Raw genomic sequence first — 20587 nt, 5'->3', positions numbered from 1 at the left:
GTGGAGCGCATTCTAACGACTTCGCTAAAAGGATCAAGTGCTTTTTAGGCTTTTTTTACCTTTATCTGTTTGTTCGCTGAAATTTAACTCAATTTGATTAATATAAAGGCGTTATGCCTTCATTTGGTAATTATAGGGATAATTTTAAACACCAGTCTCCCTTTTGCTGTAGCTATATATGATTATTTTTTACACTTTGACTTGCACATTATCAAAAGCTGGGTAACATAGAATTTGCAGTATTTTGATTTTAAAATAATAATTAGGTATTCCGTATGAATTCTTCTCTACTTTTAACATTTGGGGTTGCTTTTGTACTTGCTGTTGTTTCTTATATTACCGCAACACAAGTTGAGCTTACCCCTATACTAGTTTCCGTGATCGCATTTATCAGCGCGATTATTTTCCCGTTGTTCTTTAATAAAGCTAACAACTCAAGCGCTTCTACAGAAGTTAAAACTCTCTATGTCGGTAACTTACCCTACCGTGCTAATGAAGGCTCAGTTCGAGCTTTATTTTCAGAGTATGGTCAAGTGCATTCAGTTAGATTGATGAAAGATAAACAAACTGGTAAACGTCGTGGTTTTGGCTTTGTTGAGATATCAGCAAATGACGCCAAAAACACTATTGCCAAATTAAATGACTCTGAGTTTCAACAACGTACATTAAAAGTGCGTGAAGCTAAAGAACGACCAGAAAAAAGCGATAATGACGAATAAATTGTTTGTCATTGTAAAATAATTACAAGCGCCACTTTGCAAAACAAAGTGGCGTTTTATATTTTTGCAACTAAATATATTTTCTTTTGGTCGTGAATTGCTAACGCGTAATTTCCTTTTTAAGTAATTTTCCTAGTGTTGATGCGGGTTCCTCTATCCTGTTTTGATTTAAATAAACCAAATGCCAATATATTTTTAAGCCATACTCTCCTAGCGGTATAGTTTTAATATTGTATTGTTTTAGGTACGGAGTGATTTGACGCTTAGAAAAAATAGAAATACCTAAATTTGCATTCACGAGCTCTATTATTGCCTCTTTAAATCCAACTTGAAGTGTTTTTCGAGGTATAACACTTTCAGGCTTAAAGAATAATTCATATTCACGATCCTTTTCAGCAACTGTTGAATTAGTTACATAGGTCTCATCAAGAAAGTCTTGCGCGATTAAATAGTTATTATTTGATTTTTTATGGGATGATGAAATGCAAGCGACTAATTCATCTTCCACAAGAAAGTCAGAACGATAACTCGTATTATCTAATACTAGTTGTTTATCACTTGAAGAAAACATTGCCATATCAATATCGCCTTTTTCTAAAGCAATTAATGGCTTAACTGCTGCTTGCGCAGTAATTTCTAATTCAACAGTTGGACATTTCTCATTCATCACCTCTATCACTTTAGGCAACCAAACGAATGATGCGTAATGTGGAATACCGATCCGTAAAACTTGGTCAATACCATCAGTAAACCTTTCTATGTCATACTCTGCGCGCGCTAGCTCTTCGAGAATTTTTTTAGCGGACACCAATAAACGCTTACCGGCATTAGACATAACAAGCTTTCTACCTCGACGTATAAATAATGGTGTATTTAAACGTCGCTCTGCTTCTCGAATACGATTAGTCAATGCAGGTTGGCTTATAAATAATGCTTGGGCTGCTGCTTTTACCGTTGTTTGGCGCTCTAGCTCGCACATCATTTTTAAATGGCTAATACTTAATTGGCTTTTGACTATATCCATAAACACAGCTGAAATATCAAATTATTGAATGATAATATCAACTCTTAATAGTTTATGTTATTTATAAATGTGTTCTTAATTCAAATAACTCAGGAAAGAAACTGATATCCAATGCTTTCTTTAAAAAGCTCACACCCGATGAACCACCTGTACCCATTTTATTACCAATAATACGTTGAACTGTGTACATATGTTTAAAGCGCCACTGTTGAAAAGCATCTTCAATATCAACTAACTTTTCGGCCAATTCATATAATTGAAAGTATTCTTCATCGTTCTTATAAACTTCTATCCATGCTTTCAATACTGAATTATTTTTTTGATAAGGTTGACTGAAGTCGCGTGCTAATACTGTTTCATCTATTTGCAGCCCTTGCTTGGCAAGCACTTTAATTACTTCATCATACAAACTTGGTTGATGCAAAACCTGATTTAAGTCTTGATACACTGCCTCATTCGACTGGTGTACTTTTAATAGTTTGGCATTTTTATTACCGAGTAAAAATTCAAGCTTGCGATAACTATATGATTGAAAACCTGAAGAATGACCTAGTGCATCTCGAAACTTCAAATAGTCAACAGGTGTGAGTGTAGACAAAATATTCCATGATTGCGTTAACTGGATAAAGATTTGTTTTACTCGAGAAATTACTTTAAATGCATGGCCAAAGTCAGCATTTTTTATATTACTAACAGCTTCAGATAATTCATGTCCCGCTAACTTTAACCAAAGCTCGCTACTTTGATGGATTGTTATAAATAGCATTTCATCGTGTTGTGTTGATAAAGGTTGCTGGGCTTGTAGTACTTGATCAAGACATAAATAATCGGCATACGACATATCCTCTTTAAAATCCGTATGAATACTCTCTTCCATTTCTCGATAATTATTATGCGGGCAGCTCATAAGTTCAGCTCCAATTTAGATGATGCTAATTGATACATACGATTGTAAACCTCATCTCCTTGCCAATTTTTTTCTATGCCAGGCATTTTCATTATTTCATCCATAATATTTTTTTGAATATCACCTATAGCTAAAGCTTTGCTATAGGGAATATCTGGAGAAAAAGTCACCATAGAATATAAAGGTACCCATAATTTAGGATGTTTCTGATGGAAATGTGCTTCTATCTTTTTACGTAATAGAAAATTAGCATCGCCAGCTAAATCACTCATTTCTACAAAGTTACGCTGAGCCAACTCAGTTATCGCATCACAATTCACTTTACGTGAATGTTGATAAGCTTGTAATATCGCTTGCCAATTACCCTTATTCTCATCAACAAGTTCACTTAATACTCGACAATCTTCAAAACCACTATTCATGCCTTGGCCGTAAAAGGGCACCATTGCATGAGCCGCATCACCAATAAGAGCCACTTGTTCGTTAACCAACCAAGGATAAATATGCACTAAGCATAAAGGCGAAGCTGATTTAACAAGAAAGTCTTCAACGGGGTTTTCAAGTAATAGCATGGCATCTGCGAAATATCGCTGAAAAAATGTAGCAACCTTTTGATAACTATTGAGAGAATTAAAGGATAAATCACCCTCTTGATTCATAAATAAAGTACATGTAAATGAACCATCTAAATTAGGCAAGGCTATCAACATAAAGTCTTTACGTGGCCATATATGTAGCGCATTTTTTTCAAGTTTATGACTACCATCTTCATTTGCCGCAATCGTCAATTCAATATAACTTTGCGGCATATAATCTAAACTGTAGCTAATACGTTGCTTAGGTAATTCTTGCATTAAGCGACGAACTTTTGAAAAAGCGCCATCGGCACCAAAGATTATGTCACTTTGACGGGTAACCACCTGCTGGTTTTCATCTAAGTAAACAGCGGTATTATCATCAAAATTTAGCTGAGTTAAGCGGTAGGAAAAGTTGATATCAATTAATGGGCATTTTTCAGCTTGTGTGATTAACTGCTCATTAATGCCTGAACGTGATACAGACCATATTGCTTGATTTTCAGTACCATACGCCTGTTTAGTTAAATTACCGTCAATGTCGTGCATTACTCGACAATACATAGGAATAGCTTGTTGTCGAATTTCTTGTTCAATCCCTACCGCTTGTAACGCACGCCAACCGCGATCAGACAAGGCTAAATTAATCGACTTACCTTGGTATATATCGGTTTTACGAGAATCTGGGCGAGATTCAAACAAATCAATTTTGTACCCTTTTTTGGCAAGCTTTAATGCCAACAATGCACCAACAGGGCCAGCACCAACAATAGCTATAAGTTCTTTTTCTTTTGCTCCAAGGTCTTGTTTAGTGGTAGCCATTGTTATTTCCATGTTTCTAATAGATGAGATAATGTTTGCCCAAAACGATATACATCTTCAAAACTATTATATAAAGGCGTTGGTGCTAAACGAATAACATCGGGCTCTCTAAAGTCAGCAATTACACCTGCTTCGGTTAGCGCTTGAAAAAAGCTTTTATCTATACCAACCAATTTAACCGATAACTGACATCCTCGTTCTTCAGGGGCCTCTGGAGTAATGATCTCTAGGTTAATATCAGAGAACTTTTCAACTACCTGGTTAAAAACAAATTCTAAATAAGCGGTCAGCTTTATACTTTTAGCGCGTAATTTTTCCATACCCACTGCTTGAAAAATATCGAGTGACGATCTTAATATTGCCATGCCCATCACTGGCGCATTACTTAATTGCCAACCTTCAGCTCCCTTCATAGGTTCAAAATGATTCTCCATCAGAAAGCGACGTTCTTTGTTATGCCCCCACCAGCCACCAAAACGCTGTAGCTCAGTATTTTCACCGTGGCGTTCATGTACAAAAATGGCACCAACATTACCAGCACTGCCGTTTAAATATTTATATGTACACCAAGCGGCAAAGTCGACATTCCAATCATGCAAGTTTAGTGGAACATTACCAGCAGCATGAGCAAGGTCAAATCCAGCGATGGCTCCCACTTGATGAGCCGCATCAGTTAACTTTTTCATATCAAATAACTGACCGGTAAAATAATTAACACCGCCAAAAAAAACTAAAGCAAGCTCATCACCATGTTCTGTAATAGCAGCTAAAATATCTTCTTCACGAATTAAGTGTTCACCTTTACGTGGAGCGACTTCAATAATGGCATCCTCTGGTTTAAAACCATGATGCTGTACTTGTGTTTCTAGTAAGTATCTATCTGAGGGAAACATTTTTGCTTCACTAATAATTTTAAAACGCTGTTGTGTTGGTCGATAAAAAGAAACAAACAATAGATGCAAATTAGTGGTTAACGAATTCATACAAACCACTTCAGATTCTTTGGCACCTACAATCATCGCCGATGCAGGCGTTAAGATTTCGTGATAACTCACCCAAGGGTTAGTTGCATGAAAATGGCCTTCTACTCCCCATCTTGCCCAATCATCAAGTTCAGCATTCACATATTCTTTCGCGGCTTTAGGTTGCAAGCCTAATGAATTACCCGTGAAATAGAGCACTTCCTTACCTTTGATCACAGGATGATAAAATTTCTGTCTATAATCAGCTAGAATATCTTGGCTATCTTGTTGCTGGGCAAATGTTAAGGTGTTTTCAAAAATCATCTTTTACTCTATTATGTTGCGATTATTTATTTAGGCAAAGCAAAAAACTGCGTTGCGTTTGTGGCTAAAAGTTGCTGTTTGTTCTGCTCTGACAACATAGGCGCTGTTTTTATTAACTGCCCCATTTGCTGTTCTCCGAGGGGAAATGGGTAATCAGTGCCGAACATCAAACGATTAACACCCATTTTATTGACTAACAGTTGCAAAGCATCATGATCAAATACAGCGGTGTCTAAATAAAAACGATCAAGGTAATAACTTGGAGGATAGGCTGATTTTCCACGGGCAATATCACGATGTAACCAAGCATTTTCCAATCGACCAAGTAAAAAAGTGAAAGCTCCGCCACCATGGGCAAAACAGATTTTTAAGTCTTTACTCACTCGGTCAAAACCACCACCAAGGATCATAGAGACAATAGACAGTTGCGTTTCAGCAGGCATACCAACAGTCCATCCCATCATATAATCTTTAGTACGTTCAGCCGCCATCATGTCCCACGGATGCACAAAAACAGGAATATCTTCGCTTGCACAATGCTGTAAGAAGGTTAATACGCCCTCGTCATCCATATTTTTCAAACCAACATGATTGCCAATTTGAATTCCGACATGGCCACATTGCTTGGCGCGACTCGCTTCAATACATGCCGCATCAGGATCTTGTAATGGCACTTGCGCCATAGCGAATAATCGGTTTGTGTTTGTTTGGCAAATGTCTAATGCGGCATCGTTAAATAATTGAGCGCAATATAATGATTGTGTAATAGGCTTTTCATAAGCAAATAATATTGGAGTTGCGGAAATAATTTGCTTATCGACTCCATGTTTGTCCATTTCCTCAAGGCGTACTTTGGCATCCCAGCAAGCAGAATAAATAGGACGAAACGCCTTATCACCTTTCATTAGCATTGCTTTTTCTACGCCTGAACCATCACTTTTTTGATGACGTAACCATGGCCAATCATCGCCACCAAATTTATCTTTTAAGCTCGGCCATGTTTTAGGAAAAAAGTGTGAATGAATATCAACTACTTTCATTGTGATAGCTCGCTTTCATTAAGTGTTACCCAACCTGCTGGTGGTTTTTTACCAGGATGAACCTCACCACAATTGGCGCAAGTTCTTGCTTCAATATCTTGATAAAAAGCCTGATACAGTGGCGGTAAATCATCTACAATTGAAGTAAGTTGAACTTCAGTTCGATGAACTAAAGTATTACAATTAAAACAATACCATTCGAAGGCGTCTTTTTCTCCTTGTGGGCGCTTAGGTTCAATCACTAAACCAATACTGCCTTCCATTGGGCGTTGCGGTGAATGACGAACATGAGCCGGAAGAAAAAAGATATCGCCTTCACGAATAAAAACATCTTTACATATATCGTCTTCGATGACTTTTAATACCATATCGCCTTTAATTTGATAGAAAAACTCTTCAACTGGATCATCGTGAAAATCAGTCCGTTGATTAGGGCCACCAACCACAGTCACCATCATGTCTGTATCTTGCCAAATTTGGACATTACCTACTGGTGGTTTTAATAAATGTTGGTGCTCTTCAATCCAGTTGTGAAAATTAAAGGCAGTAAGCTTGGCTTTCATCGTTTATTCCTTCATTGGCTTATATGCCACTGCTTTACATTCAATGAGTAAGTGAGGGTGAGGCAATTGATGCACCGCCACCGTGGTGCGTGTTGGACCATAAAAATCAAAGTACTCACCGTAGACTTGGTTATAGCCTGCAAAATCGTTCATGTTGACTAAAAAAGTGGTTATCTCAATCAGATCAGATAAGTCAGCACCTACCGATTGTAAAATATCGCGAATATTGTCAATCACAGCCCGCGTTTGTAATTGAATGTCTAGATTAGTCGTACCAAACTCATCAACTGCTACACCCGCAAAACTATTATCAGGTAATCTTGAACTTGTTCCTGAAATATAGATAAAATCACCAGCACGTTTTACATGGGGAAACTTACCGCGTGGTACTGCTTTACCTGCAATTACTTTGCTTTCTGTTGTCATTATTTTATCCTAATCTATCTTGATACAAATATTAACGGGTTCACTATAAAAGCTCATTGAATGTTGGCCGCCTTCTCGGCCAATACCTGACAGTTTTACGCCACCAAATGCAGTACGCAGATCACGCAAAAACCAGGTGTTAATCCACACTATCCCCACATCTAGCTGTGGTGCAACACGATGAGCTCGCGACAGATTTTCAGTCCATATTGCTGCTGCTAAACCATAGTCGGTCGTATTAGCCCGATTAATCACTTCATCTTCATCATCAAATACTGAGATATGACAAATAGGGCCAAATATTTCTTCTTGATTTACCCGTGAATCATCGTCAAGACCAGTAATAATTGTCGGTTCGATGTAGCTACCGTTATCACGTTCATCACCAAAATTCGGTACGCCACCGCCATAGATGAATTCTGCACCTTCATCTTTCGCTAGTTGATAATACGACAACACTTTTTCTTGATGAGCTTTTGAAACTAGCGGTCCTAAAAATACCCCTTCTTCTTTGGGATAACCTATTTTAATTTTGCTAGCGGCTAGTTTAAGGCCGTGGATAAATGCTTGTGCAATATCTCGATGTACAAATACTTTTTCAGTGCATAAACACACTTGCCCGCAATTGGTAAACGTTGAACGAGTAACGCCTGTTATGGCTTTTTCTAAATCAGCATCATTAAAAACAATAGCTGAATTTTTACCGCCAAGTTCAAAAGAAATCGGTTTAACCCCTTGGGAAACCGACTTCATAATATGCTGACCTGTTGTTGAAGCGCCAGTAAAAGTAACAGCATCAACATTTGAGTGCCCCGTTAAGTAATCGCCAACGATACTGCCACGCCCTAAAATTAAGTTAAATACACCTTTAGGCACGCCCACTTCATCCATGACTTGCGCCAGCAAAGTTGCCGTTGATGAGGTTTCTTCAGATGGTTTTAATATCACACAATTACCACAAGCCAATGCAGGTGCAACTTTCCATGTAGCTAATAATAAAGGTAAATTCCACGGTGATATCACAGCAACCACGCCGAGGGGCTTGTTAACCGTATAATTAAGTGCTTTTTCACCGTTAGCCGTTTCGGTTATGAAGGTTTCACCGCTATGAAATTTTGCCATATCGGCAAAGGTTTTAAAGTTCGCCGCGCCACGAGGAATATCAATATTTTCAATTTGAAAGAGTGATTTACCAGTATCAGCGATTTCAGCCTCAATAAACTCATCTTGACGCTCAATCATTCTATCGGCGACTTTGTGTAATAGGTCGCAACGCTGAGTCACAGACATTTTACTCCAAGGTCCTTTTAATGCGGCTTTAGCTCCTTTTACTGCTTGGTCAATCAGCTCAGGAGTCGCTTCACATAATTGAGAAATCACTTGTCCATTAACAGGGTTAATATTATTCACATAATGTTGTGAATCAATAAAAACACCATCGACGTAACAAGGAAGCTTATTTTTAAGTGCCATAAAAAACTATCCGTGACTTTTCTACTATATTAGTAAGAGAATGAATGTATCGCCTTTATATTTATAATTAAAATTACATAAATAACACTAAACCATTCATAAATATTATCTATTATTAATTTAGTTGATGTTTATTTGGCCTTATAAATTCAATAATTATACTTTATTTTATATATTTACCTTTTTTTAACATTAAAAATCATTCACACTGTGAGAATAGCTATGCTTCTACGCAGCATTTAAAGGACATAATAATAATGAAAGCAAGTAAACTCATCGCATATACAGCGCTCTGCACGAGTGCGTTATTAATCAGCTGTACTGATACATCGATAAAAAACACAACACAAACCGAAAAAACGCAATCAGACAAACAAGCAACGCCTCACAGTAGCGCCGATTTAAATATTGAATACGAAAAATTTACCCTAGAGAATGGCCTTCAAGTAATTTTCCATATTGATCGCTCAGACCCTGTTGTTGCTGTTGCTCTTACCGCTCATGTTGGTTCAGCACGTGAATTACCTGGGAGAACAGGATTTGCTCATTTATTCGAGCATCTGCTTTTTCTTGAATCAGAAAATTTAGGCAAAGGTGGCTTAGACAAAATGAGTGCGCGTATTGGAGGCTCTGGGGCTAACGGTTCAACAAGTCGTGACAGAACCAATTACTTCCAAACCGTCCCTAAAAATGCACTTGAAAAAATGATTTGGGCAGAAGCAGACAAGCTCGGTTATTTTATTAATACCGTTACAGAACCCGTGCTTGCGAAAGAAAAACAAGTGGTTAAAAACGAAAAGCGACAAAGCAATGACAACAGACCTTATGGCCATACACAATATGTAATTGATAAAAATTTATATCCCGAAGGTCACCCTTATAGCTGGCAAGTTATTGGATCTCTAGAAGATCTACAAAATGCAACGTTACAAGATGTGAAAGACTTTTTTAATCGCTGGTACGTACCAAATAATGTTACCTTAGTCGTCTCAGGTGATTTTGATAAAAACCAAGCGACACAATGGATTCATAAATACTTTGATGAAATACCTAAAGGCGAGTCGATAAAAAGAAATAAACAACAAGCAGCGAACCTTAAAGAAAGTAAACGCCTTTACTTTGAAGACAACTATGCAAAATCAGCTCAACTTACCGTTACTTGGCCAACTGTACCACTTTATCATCCAGACAGTTACCCCCTTGAAGTACTTAGAGAATTATTGAGCGATGGTAAAAGTGCGGTAATGAACAAAATATTAGTAGACCAATTGAAGCTAACTAGTAGCGTTAGAATGGGAGCATACGACTCTGAACTGGCAGGTCAAACGTCAATTCGAGTTACAGCATTTGAAGGTATTGATTTAAATAGTGTTTATACCGCAATAAACCAAGCATTTGCCTTGTTTGAGCAAGAGAAGTTTTCAGAAGACGATCTTGAACGCATAAAAGCAGAACAAGAAACACAATTTTATCAAGGTCTTTCAAGTGCTTTAGGTAAAGGCTTTCAACTAGCACAATATAATATATATACAGGTGAACCAGGTTTTATTAATCAAGATGTAAATAACATTCTATCGGTAAGTAGTGACGATGTTTGGCGTGTTTATAATAAATATATAAAGAATCAGCCTTTTGTTGCAACAAGCTTTGTACCTAAAGACAACGCACAGTTAGCACTTACAAACTCCATTCAAGCTGATGTTGTTGAAGAGAAAATAGTGATAGGTGCTGAAGATAAATTCGATGCTTCTCAACAAGCTAGTTATGAGAAAACACCCTCCAGTTTTGATCGTAGTATCGAACCGCCTTACGATGATTCACCACTTGTGATTAATCCCCCAAAAGTATGGCAAAACAAATTAACTAACGGATTAACACTTTACGGCATAGAAAACAGTGAAGTACCGTTAGTCAGTTTTAATATTGAAATAGCGGGAGGTATGTTATTTGATAAACCCAATAAAATTGGCGTAGCACGTTTAACTGCCGAGTTGATGAATCGAGGGACTAAAAATAAGTCTCGCGCTGAACTCGAAAATGCCATTAAAAAACTCGGGGCGCAAATTAATGTCAGTGGTAGTAAGGACAGTATTTCAATTAACGGCACCACATTAGCGAAAAATTATTCGCAAACTATTACGTTAGTTAAAGAGATCTTACTGGAACCTCGTTGGGACCAAGTTGAATTTGACTTAGCCAAAGAAGCAACGATTAATGCCATTAAACAAATGGCAGCTAACCCAAATTCCATTGCGGCTCTGGAATTTCAAAAACTGCTCTATGGCCAAGATCACTTATTGGCTAATAGTCACTTCGGTACAGAAAAATCAATCAATGAGATTAATATTGCTGACTTAAAAACTTATTATCAAAACGCTTTATCACCTAATCTTACTAAATTTCATGTGGTAGGTGATATTACTCAACAAGCAGTGAATGACTCAATTAAAAGCTTAGCGAGTAACTGGCCAAATAAGTCACTTGAATTACCACAGTTAACCACGCCAAGTATGCCTCAGAAAGCACAGGTTTACTTTTATGATGTGCCTAATGCAAAACAGTCGATGATTACTATCGGTAACCCCGCATTAAAAGCAACAGATACTGACTTTTACCCTGCACAAGTGATGAATTATCGTTTAGGTGGCGGCAGTTTTGCCTCACAATTGACTCAAGAATTGAGAGAATCTAAAGGTTATACATACGGGATAAGATCTAGTTTTTCTGGTAGCAAACTCGACGGCAGCTTTATGATTAATAGCGGCGTAAGAGCAAACATTACCCTTGAGGCTGTAGCACTCGTTCGAGATATCATGAAAAACTATGAGTTAGGGTTTAATGAGCAAGATTTAGCCGTAACAAAAGGCTACTTTTTGAAGAGCAATGCCCGACGTTTTGAAACACTGGGAGCCAAGCTTGAGGTATTAAAAAACATGAGTGAATATGGTTTACCTGCCGACTATGTTCAACAACGAGCAACAGCAATTGAAACACTTACCTTAGCTGATATTAAAGCATTAGCGAATAAATACATTCAGCCCGATAAAATGATTTATCTCGTTGTAGGCGACGCTAAAACCCAGCTTAATCGATTAAAAGACTTAGGATTAGGCGTTCCAGTTTTATTGAACCCGAAAAAATAAAATCTTAATACTCTTATAAATTATTAACAGTAACTCAAATTAATGCCGTTCACTTAGGTGAACGGCATTAATAAAAACACTCTCTTTTATCCTCAAAAATATGGCTAACGTCGAGTACTTACTCGCTATACCTTGAACTTACCAAGCAAACTATTTAAGCGACTAAATTCACTTTGCAAACTATCACAAGCTTGATCTGTTTGTTGCAGGTTCTCTACACCCCGTTGGTTTAAATCCATTAATTGGGTGATATCTTCATCGATAGTAGTCATTACATCACTTTGTTGTTTGGTAGCCTCTGCAACAGCATGATTTTCATTATCAACTTGTGCTAACGCTCGAACAATTGAGTGCATTTTTTCATCCGCAATATTAGCTTTATCAACACTATCACTACTATTTTTTTGACTCGTTTCCATCGAACTAACCACAGATACGGTGCCTTGCTGTAGTTTTTCAATCATATTTTCTATTTCTGTTGCGGCATCTTGAGTACGTTGTGCTAAATTTCTGACTTCATCGGCTACTACTGAAAAGCCTCGTCCCGCTTCGCCTGCTCTAGCAGCTTCAATGGCGGCATTTAACGCGAGTAAATTTGTTTGCGTGCTCACCCCTTTAATGACATCCAAGATACTGGCGATATTTTTAGTTTCTTCATTGAGTTGTTCAATATCACCACTTGAGTTCGCCATAATAAGCGATAAATGTTCAATAGACTTGATATTATCGTTAAGCGCAGTCATTCCTGCTTCGGATTGTTCTTGCATCGCTCGGGTTAACTCTGATGCGGTAGCGGCGTTAGTCGAAATTTCACTAGATGAACTATTTAATTCAGTAATAGCACTAGACACATTAACGCCACGACTTAATTGTTGTTCAGCCATAGAAATACCATGATGGGCACTTTGTCGAACCAACGCAATATGTTCATTAAGGGCAGTTGTTGAAGTATTTACTTGTTGCATTGAACGATGAATAGTTTCAATAAAGCCATTAAAATTTAACGACAACTGGCCAATTTCGTCTTGCGTATCAACAGATAAACGCTGTGTTAGATCACCATCCCCTTCAGAAATATCTTTAATCGCCGCATTTAGTCGATAGATAGGTTTCATTAAATGGCTAAATAAGAAATGTAATAGTGCTACAGTTATAACTAAACTCGTTAAACCAACAATAATTGCCGAACTTCGCGCATTTACAAGTGATTGATAAGCTTTTTCTTTATCAAGTACCACGCCAATATACCAATCTACCGATTCTATACCTTTAATAGGCACAAATGACACGATATTCTTATCATCTAATTCATTCAATTTCGGAGTGAACGCTGGTCGACTGCCCAATAAGTCTTCGACATTTTTATTAACCATTTCATTGTTTGGGTGACTTAATATTTTTCCTTTCGAGATGACTAAATAAGCGTAGCCTAAATCAAGAAAGTCTATTTGATTCAGTATTTCAATAATGTCATCAAGAAAGATATCACCACCGGCAACCCCTACAAATTCACCATTAGGCATCACAGGCGAAACTGGGGATATAACTAATTTATCTATCGTTACATCGATATAAGGCTCAGTGAATGACGACTTTCTGGTTTGTTTAACTTGGGTATACCATGGACGCTGTCTGGCATCAAACCCCTCGGGAAGCACAAGTGAATCGTCATCTAAAATGAACTCACCACTACTTTCAACCCCCACATAAGCGTTTTTAAAAGCCCCTGACTTTACTGCTTGTTGCACCGTTTTAAGTACCGTTCTCTTTTCAGGGTTTTCTGAGGTACTTTGCGCAATCGATTCGACGATACGAAGCTTACCGCTTAACCAATTGGCAATATTACTTGAGACTGAATAGCCAATTTCATCAATGGCTCGATTAAGATTTGCTTGGGTGTCATTTTTTAAAGAGATGTAATTGATGGTTGTGGAAACTGACAAAGCTTAAATTAACAAAACAGCACTGATAACAATAATTTTATGAGCAAACTTACGTTGAAGCACAAACAACTCGCTTTCATGATGATTTAAAAGGTAAAATCACTTTATCACTAGAGCGTTAAAAATCCAATTTCATTAGAAATTAATTAACTAACTTTTTGTAAATAATGAAAAAAAGATACTTACTCATATTAATTATTTCGAGCTCAATTCTTGGAATGTTCTTAACTAGAACTGCTGGTGATAACTCTCCAGAAATAGCTATAGTAAATACTGAACAACCGAGCGAAACCAGCAAAGGAAAATCTCACGAGCATAGGCTATATAACATAAAAACCGAGAGTTTAAACACTGTTGATAAAAGCGAAAGACAACCTGTATTAAAAATCAACCCCACTTACTATGTCGATGAAGATACACAAACGAAAATACTAGAGAAATACACAGAAAAGAAAGCCGATTTTTATTATCAGAGTTATTGGGCGGAAGTAGAAGTAAACGAAAACGGACTCCCTGTGATTACATTGACTGATTTAAACACATTTACTCCAGAAGCGTTCATAGCGGTTGAAAATAAATTTTATTATGAAGTAGATGAAATGAATCAATCTGAGGATATATATGGAAATTACAGCTTAGAAAACGAAGATAAGATCAGAAATATAATTTCCGAAAAAACCCCTAATATCTCAATTGATTTTTTAACCTGTAGAGATCTAAGGTGCATGTTAATCATCAATCATAACAATAGCTCAGGCTTGCTTGAATTAGATAAATCTTCCTCTAGGTTACTAGGTGGCGAAAAATCTTGTTCTTCATTTCGTTATTCAAATGGTGTCGGTAAGTTTTTTGTAACAATCGACTGCACTTAAAAATTCAAGATAAAATAAGATCTACTACAAGAGGGTTCTTCTTGTTCACTATATTATAAATAAGGATCAAGCACTTAACTCATTCGCCAAACCAACAACTGGTTGTTAGCGGGCATATCAATATCGGCCTCAAATAAAAATCCTGCCGCTGTTGCTAATTCATTTACCCATTCAAAATCACGAATTCCACTAAGCGGATCTCTATTCTTTAACCATTGTTCAAACGTCTCATTGCTATCGCTGCTATATTTACCTTGATAATTAAACGGCCCGTAAATCACTAAAATTGTATTTGATTGGCAAACCTTGGGGAGGTTGTTAAAGAATGCTTTTACATGATCAACTGACATTATATGTAAAGTATTCGCTGAATATATTGCCGTATACTTCTGTTGTGGCCAATCTGTAGGATTAGCTACGTCTAACGTTATCGGTGCTAATACATTGCTAAGATCAGCTTGGTTTTGATTATGACTTAAAGCCTCTATTCCAAGTGCTCTATCAGATAATTGCCAATTTAATTGAGGAAGGTGTTGAGCAAAATGAAAAGCATGTTGACCAGAGTGACTACCAATTTCTAATACCGAACGACAGTCAGACAACAAGGTAATTAATTGGGCTAAAATAGGGTGTTTATTACGTTCACAAGATTCTGAAAAATTTAACATGTAATGGCCATTGTAGAAATGAAAGCGAATGATAATTTAAGTAGGCACTCAAAAAGCATAGCCTACTTAAAATTCACTTAAATGCCTAGGGCATAATACATGTTTATCAATAACAATATTAATTAACAGTTAGACTGCGACCTGCGCGTTTACCATCTGCACTTCTTGCTCGTACATTTACCGGTAAACTCACCGCAACAGGTTGTAGATAACCATGCCAAGTGCCATCTTCCGTTTGATATTCTAATGGTAAGCCGCTTAGAGAGCTATTAAGGTGTAACTTGCCATCAATGACTTTAGCGCCAATAGTTGGTACGCGATAAAACACATTTAACGCATCAAGCTTAATAAGTTCTTTTTGAGCGATGGTATTACTAAATAATTGCCATTGTTGATCACGTACCGTTTGCAATTCTTTAGTAAATACATGACTGTCTTTATCATAACGAGCGCCCTTATAATTATAAGGCACGTGCCAATTAGGTGAGTGCCACGCTTTTTCGGCAAACGCTAACAACCGAGGGAATATCATATATTCCGCTTGCTGTTCACTACGTACCGTCTCACTCCAAAGCTGCCCTTGAATGCCAGCCACATGATAGTTGTTAGGCATTGGTTGATGGGTTATGTCACCTTCATCATTTTTTTGTACGGTATCATCAATCGCATAGGTTTTTCCTAAGGTATCAAGTCTAAATTCGGCGTTAATAGGTAAATTATCTGGCATAAAATTAAAGATATTACGTGTATCTACTCTTCTTGACGCCCAGTTATAACCACGCTCTTTCGGGTCGACTTCATAAGGGAAATCAAAATAAAAAACATCCGGAATTGATAATACAACCTTCCAACCACGACGAGCTTGTTCGCTTACTTGTTGATGCGCGCCACCTGGCAATGTTCCCCAAATATAAGAATAAACATCTTCAGGCATTTGTTTCACGTTAGTTTCACCTAAACCATCATTCCAGCCCCCTACAGCAATACCTTTCGCTACAATCATGTTAGCAACACGTTCAATGAAGTGTGCACCTAAATGCTTCGCATCATGTACTTCATTACTTTTATCGTTGATTAACGCTTGGCATTGAGGTGATTCTAACCATGCACCTGCTGTTTCATCTGCGCCAATATGGTAAAGCTGTAACGGATGTTCTGCTTGTTGATGTAATGAGATCAAATCGTCTAGCACTCGGTCAACAAAGCTATAGGTTGACTCCATACAAACATTAAGCGTATTGTCATTGTAGTTTTGAATAGATCTATACTTTGTTGTATCGTTAAAATCTGACAATAAATACCGTGTAGCTTCTACTTCATTTTCTTGTTCAATGAAACGTTGATATCTTGCTTCCATCGCTTTAACAGCTGCACGAGAATGCCCAGGCATATCAAGCGATGGGATCACTTGAATATGATGACGTTTTGCATAGGTTAATATTTCAATATAGTCTTCAGTACTGTAGTAACCATCGCGTTCACTTGCCCCTGCTCCACCGAGTTGTGGTTGTAAACAATGCTTATCTGTTAATGACATACAACGTTTACCACCAATTTCCGTTAATTCAGGTAAACTTGGTAACTCGATACGCCAGCCTTCATCTTCAGCTAAATGCATGTGTAATTTATTTAATTTATAGGCCGCCATTTGCTCAATTAAACGCAATACCATAGCTTTATCATGAAAGTTTCGGCCAACATCTAAATGTTGTCCTCGATATTTGTAATGGGGTTGATCTTTTATTTCCACATAAGGTACAGATAGCGTTGATAACGTTAATAAACCTGCAACACTTTGCACGCCATAAAATGCGCCGGCATTATCTGCTGCAATAATAGTGATACCTTGATCATTAATAGTCAGTAGATAGCTTTCAGCCTCAGATACTAATGCATTATCAACGCTCACCGAAAACTGCTTACCTTGCTTTTGTTGAGTAACACCTAACTTTGCCAATCGGTCCAATGCCGCATCAATTTCTGTAATGTTAATGCTGGTTAAAGACACATCAATCCCACTTTCTAATACTAAACGCTTACTTTCATCACTTACCTTGATTGATTTAGGCGTAGGAATAATCGCAAAAGGGATATGTTCAGAGGTAAGGTCAGTGTCAGCGTTATGATCATATAACCATTGTGCTGAAGCGTAAGCATTTATATCACTTGGTGCCGACTTTATACGTTTTTCAATAGGTGTTTGCCAATTGATATAGGGCTGAATTTCAAGCTGAGTTTCTGCATCTAACCTTGTTTTAGTACTTTCTATTACAGCAGGCGTTAATTGATCCGCGCTCAACCAATAATTTGGCATCAATTCCGATTCAGTGATCACAGTACTCGCAATCCATAATTGCACAGTTAACGCTTGATTAGCTTTAAAGCCACTAAAGTTTGCTTTAGGGGATATTTGATGAATATCACCATTTAGGTGCACCAATGATAATTGCTCAGATTCAGCAGCATAAGCAGGATAAACTTGCGAATAATTAATCTGCCATTCGTTCACTAAGACATTGATGGGAGAAGTAATTTCAATGGTCGCACTATAGCAATGCTTAACGACTTTACCTGCTTTGTCAGGGCAATTAGTTTCCACATTACTTAAGGGTTGGTATTCAATGTTTAACTCTTGCGCTAACACATCTAATTGCGATTGCGTAATGTTCGACAGTGGAGCGGTAACAACCTCTTTCTTGACGTCTTTAACTGGCGAACATGCTCCTAGAGCACACACCATAAAACTTGGCATTAAACACTTAAAATTTTTCAAAGAACCCCCTCCAATATTATTACTGTTATTTATTTCTCTAACTTTTATAGCACTCTATGGCTTTGGCTTTCATCGTTAAATTTTTATAAATATTTTACGATCATAAAGCCATTTCGATATCCAACCAAATAACACCACATGACTTAAGCCAAACACCAAAGAGGCTAATTTTTCAGGCATGAAATCCGCTAACCTCATAAATAACCATTGATGTAAGCTACCGTCTGCCGTTGGCACGAATACATAACTGACCACCCAAAGCCAAGAAAGTACATAGATAAAAAGTGGGTTCGTGCCATAAATGAGCAAAGGAACAATCGGTTTTTCAATATTTTTTATATCAATAATATAAATAAAAACTGCCAGTACTAAACAAGCCAAACCTGAACTAACAAGTACATAAGAGCTCGTCCACAATGATTTATTAATAGGGTGCCAAAATTGCCAAATTAATGCGGCAACAATAGAAACAAAAGCAATTTTGACTAAATGAATTATGGCTTTATTTTTGCTCTGACTTTGGCTCACCATTCGTGTCACTTCGAAGCCAAAAATCACACTCACTACGGCTGGAAGCGAGCTTATTAAGCCTTCAGGATCAAATGCTAGCCCTTTTCCTTGATAAAGGTGACTTTCCCCCCAAAGCGCAATATCAATTGTACGTACTATATTGCCATCTAAAGAATAGGCAGCTTCTGCACCCGCTATGGATAATATAAAAGGGTAACTAACCAGTAGGAGTATGCTCACAATAAACAAGCCCAAACGACTGAATATAAGTACAAGAAACGCCGCAGCAACATAGCAAAGGGCAATACGTTGTAATACCCCCATTATCCGTAAATTTTCGAATGACGCTAAAAAAGGGAAAGCATTAAGAAAAACGCCAATTAAAAAGATAATAATCCCACGCTTAATTATTTTGACACTTTGCTCTGCCGATAATGTAAATTCACTCTTTTTAAAAGCAAAAAACATCGCAGAGCCAACAATAAAAAGAAAGAAAGGGAACACTAAATCTGTTGGTGTAAGTCCATTCCAATCGGCATGTAAAAAGGGAGAATACACATGCGACCATGACCCTGGGGTATTAACTAAAATCATAAGCGCAATTGTTAAGCCTCGAAAGGCGTCTAATGCAATGTATCTGTTCAAAATAAGCTCCGATAACCTCAATAATATTCATTAAACTAAAATAAGCCAATGTTCTATCTAGATTTTTAATTATTTTCCAAGGAATGTTTGTATTTCGTTCTATATGACTTTGCCTACAAGATAAAAACAACTCTCCAGAAAAATGTAGATTCATTCTGCGGCTAAACACTCCACTTTAGTTACACTATTCTAAGCAATTATGGTACTTTACTATCATAAATTGACAACGCTGTCTTTAATATGAAATTAATGTTTGAAAAAATATTACCTAATGAAAATTCGTCCTGGCGATTTTGGTGTTATCAAGACAACGAAATTGAATTTAATTGGCATTACCATCCAGAATATGAAATAGCATTAACGTTAGGAAGTAACGGGCAGCGCTATGTAGGCGACAGTATTGAGGATTATGGAGAGTTAGACCTTGCTTTATTGGGCCCGCATTTACCACACACATGGAGTTCTGCTGCTGAGTTAAATGGTCAACTCCAACAAGTTTATGTAGCTCAAATCCCTGCAAATTGGATTGAAAACTTAGTCGTAGGCATGCCTGAGTTAGACAACATTAAAGCCTTACTCGTCATGTCAAAGCGTGGGATAAAATTTAGTGATTTCACCGCGAAAAAAGTAGCATCACATTTCAAAAAAATGCATAAACAAAATGCGTCTCAACGATTTATTAGCCTTATGGAAATTCTGCAATTAATGGTAGATGACCCAAATAAAAATACCTTATCGAGCGAAAATTATACCATTGCATTAACTTCTGATAATGCTTCAGATAAGCTCGATAAAATTATTCAATATATCTATCAACGTTATACTGACGCGATTAAAGCGGAAGATGTTGCCAAATTGGTACATATGAGTACCAATCACTTCCATCGTTTTTTTAAACAGAGAACAGAACAAACATTTATAGAGGTGGTAAATCAGTTACGGATCAGCAAAGCCTGTTCGTTACTCATTAATACCCATATGCCCATATCGACGATTAGTGATCTTTGTGGATTTAATAATATTTCAAATTTTAATCGACGCTTTTTAAAGCTGAAAGCCATGAAACCAAGTCATTTCCGTCAACATTATAAAAACATAAAAAATTAAACTATATAAAACTTATTGGATTTTAACGAACCAAACGCTACACAATTATATCTTGCTTAATAATGTTAACTAGTCGTTATTTGTGATAAAA

General features: G+C 37.2%; 16 protein-coding genes. 4 read left to right on the top strand and 12 right to left on the bottom strand.

Annotated features, from left to right (window positions below; translation table 11 throughout):
• Positions 1 to 275: 275 nt before the first annotated feature.
• Positions 276 to 719, top strand: a complete 444-nt coding sequence (locus IE155_RS09805) for an RNA recognition motif domain-containing protein (RefSeq protein WP_189378068.1) — start codon at positions 276 to 278, stop codon at positions 717 to 719.
• A 100-nt stretch (positions 720 to 819) separates the two neighbouring features.
• On the opposite strand, the gene IE155_RS09800 is transcribed toward IE155_RS09805, so the two are convergent.
• From IE155_RS09800 to IE155_RS09765, 8 genes are all read right to left on the bottom strand, one after another.
• Positions 820 to 1743 (bottom strand): LysR family transcriptional regulator, encoded by a 924-nt coding sequence (locus IE155_RS09800; protein ID WP_189378067.1) that lies wholly within the window; start codon positions 1741 to 1743, stop codon positions 820 to 822.
• A 61-nt stretch (positions 1744 to 1804) separates the two neighbouring features.
• Positions 1805 to 2650 (bottom strand): tryptophan 2,3-dioxygenase, encoded by an 846-nt coding sequence (gene kynA / locus IE155_RS09795; protein WP_189378066.1) that lies wholly within the window; start codon positions 2648 to 2650, stop codon positions 1805 to 1807.
• Positions 2647 to 4047 (bottom strand): FAD-dependent oxidoreductase, encoded by a 1401-nt coding sequence (locus IE155_RS09790; protein ID WP_189378065.1) that lies wholly within the window; start codon positions 4045 to 4047, stop codon positions 2647 to 2649. Before IE155_RS09790 ends, kynA begins: the two co-directional genes overlap by 4 nt.
• A 2-nt stretch (positions 4048 to 4049) precedes the next feature.
• Positions 4050 to 5333, bottom strand: coding sequence for a kynureninase (gene kynU / locus IE155_RS09785; RefSeq protein WP_189378064.1), 1284 nt, complete (start codon positions 5331 to 5333; stop codon positions 4050 to 4052).
• 26 nt (positions 5334 to 5359) lie between these two features.
• Positions 5360 to 6373 (bottom strand): amidohydrolase family protein, encoded by a 1014-nt coding sequence (locus IE155_RS09780; protein WP_189378063.1) that lies wholly within the window; start codon positions 6371 to 6373, stop codon positions 5360 to 5362.
• Positions 6370 to 6936 (bottom strand): 3-hydroxyanthranilate 3,4-dioxygenase, encoded by a 567-nt coding sequence (locus tag IE155_RS09775; RefSeq protein WP_189378062.1) that lies wholly within the window; start codon positions 6934 to 6936, stop codon positions 6370 to 6372. Before IE155_RS09775 ends, IE155_RS09780 begins: the two co-directional genes overlap by 4 nt.
• 3 nt (positions 6937 to 6939) lie before the next feature.
• Positions 6940 to 7362, bottom strand: a complete 423-nt coding sequence (locus tag IE155_RS09770; protein ID WP_189378061.1) for a RidA family protein — start codon at positions 7360 to 7362, stop codon at positions 6940 to 6942.
• Between the two features lie 9 nt (positions 7363 to 7371).
• Complete coding sequence (locus IE155_RS09765) at positions 7372 to 8835, bottom strand: 2-hydroxymuconic semialdehyde dehydrogenase (protein WP_189378060.1); 1464 nt, start codon at positions 8833 to 8835, stop codon at positions 7372 to 7374.
• A 257-nt stretch (positions 8836 to 9092) separates the two neighbouring features.
• Here IE155_RS09765 and IE155_RS09760 point away from each other — a divergent pair, with 257 nt between their 5' ends.
• A complete protein-coding gene (locus IE155_RS09760; protein WP_189378059.1) occupies positions 9093 to 11978 on the top strand; it encodes a M16 family metallopeptidase in 2886 nt (961 codons plus the stop codon).
• 125 nt (positions 11979 to 12103) lie between these two features.
• On the opposite strand, the gene IE155_RS09755 is transcribed toward IE155_RS09760, so the two are convergent.
• Positions 12104 to 13921, bottom strand: coding sequence for a methyl-accepting chemotaxis protein (locus tag IE155_RS09755; RefSeq protein WP_189378058.1), 1818 nt, complete (start codon positions 13919 to 13921; stop codon positions 12104 to 12106).
• Positions 13922 to 14088: 167 nt separating this feature from the next.
• Here IE155_RS09755 and IE155_RS09750 point away from each other — a divergent pair, with 167 nt between their 5' ends.
• Entirely contained in the window at positions 14089 to 14793 is a 705-nt protein-coding gene (locus IE155_RS09750) for a hypothetical protein (RefSeq protein WP_189378057.1), read from the top strand.
• Between the two features lie 74 nt (positions 14794 to 14867).
• Here the strand turns inward: IE155_RS09750 and IE155_RS09745 are convergent, their stop codons facing one another.
• From IE155_RS09745 to IE155_RS09735, 3 genes are all read right to left on the bottom strand, one after another.
• A complete protein-coding gene (locus IE155_RS09745) occupies positions 14868 to 15461 on the bottom strand; it encodes a DUF938 domain-containing protein (RefSeq protein ID WP_189378056.1) in 594 nt (197 codons plus the stop codon).
• 118 nt (positions 15462 to 15579) lie between these two features.
• The gene (locus IE155_RS09740) at positions 15580 to 18234 is read right to left on the bottom strand and encodes a beta-N-acetylhexosaminidase (RefSeq protein ID WP_189378055.1); all 2655 of its coding nucleotides are present in this window, start codon (positions 18232 to 18234) and stop codon (positions 15580 to 15582) included.
• Positions 18235 to 18309: 75 nt separating this feature from the next.
• Entirely contained in the window at positions 18310 to 19389 is a 1080-nt protein-coding gene (locus IE155_RS09735) for an acyltransferase family protein (protein WP_189378054.1), read from the bottom strand.
• 240 nt (positions 19390 to 19629) lie between these two features.
• Here IE155_RS09735 and IE155_RS09730 point away from each other — a divergent pair, with 240 nt between their 5' ends.
• On the top strand, positions 19630 to 20496 hold the full coding sequence (locus tag IE155_RS09730) for an AraC family transcriptional regulator (RefSeq protein ID WP_189378053.1): 867 nt from the start codon (positions 19630 to 19632) through the stop codon (positions 20494 to 20496).
• Positions 20497 to 20587 lie beyond the last annotated feature (91 nt).

Source organism: Thalassotalea profundi (assembly GCF_014653195.1).
In the GTDB taxonomy this organism is placed as follows: domain Bacteria; phylum Pseudomonadota; class Gammaproteobacteria; order Enterobacterales; family Alteromonadaceae; genus Thalassotalea_B; species Thalassotalea_B profundi.
This window is presented reverse-complemented; position numbering and strand designations above follow the sequence as displayed.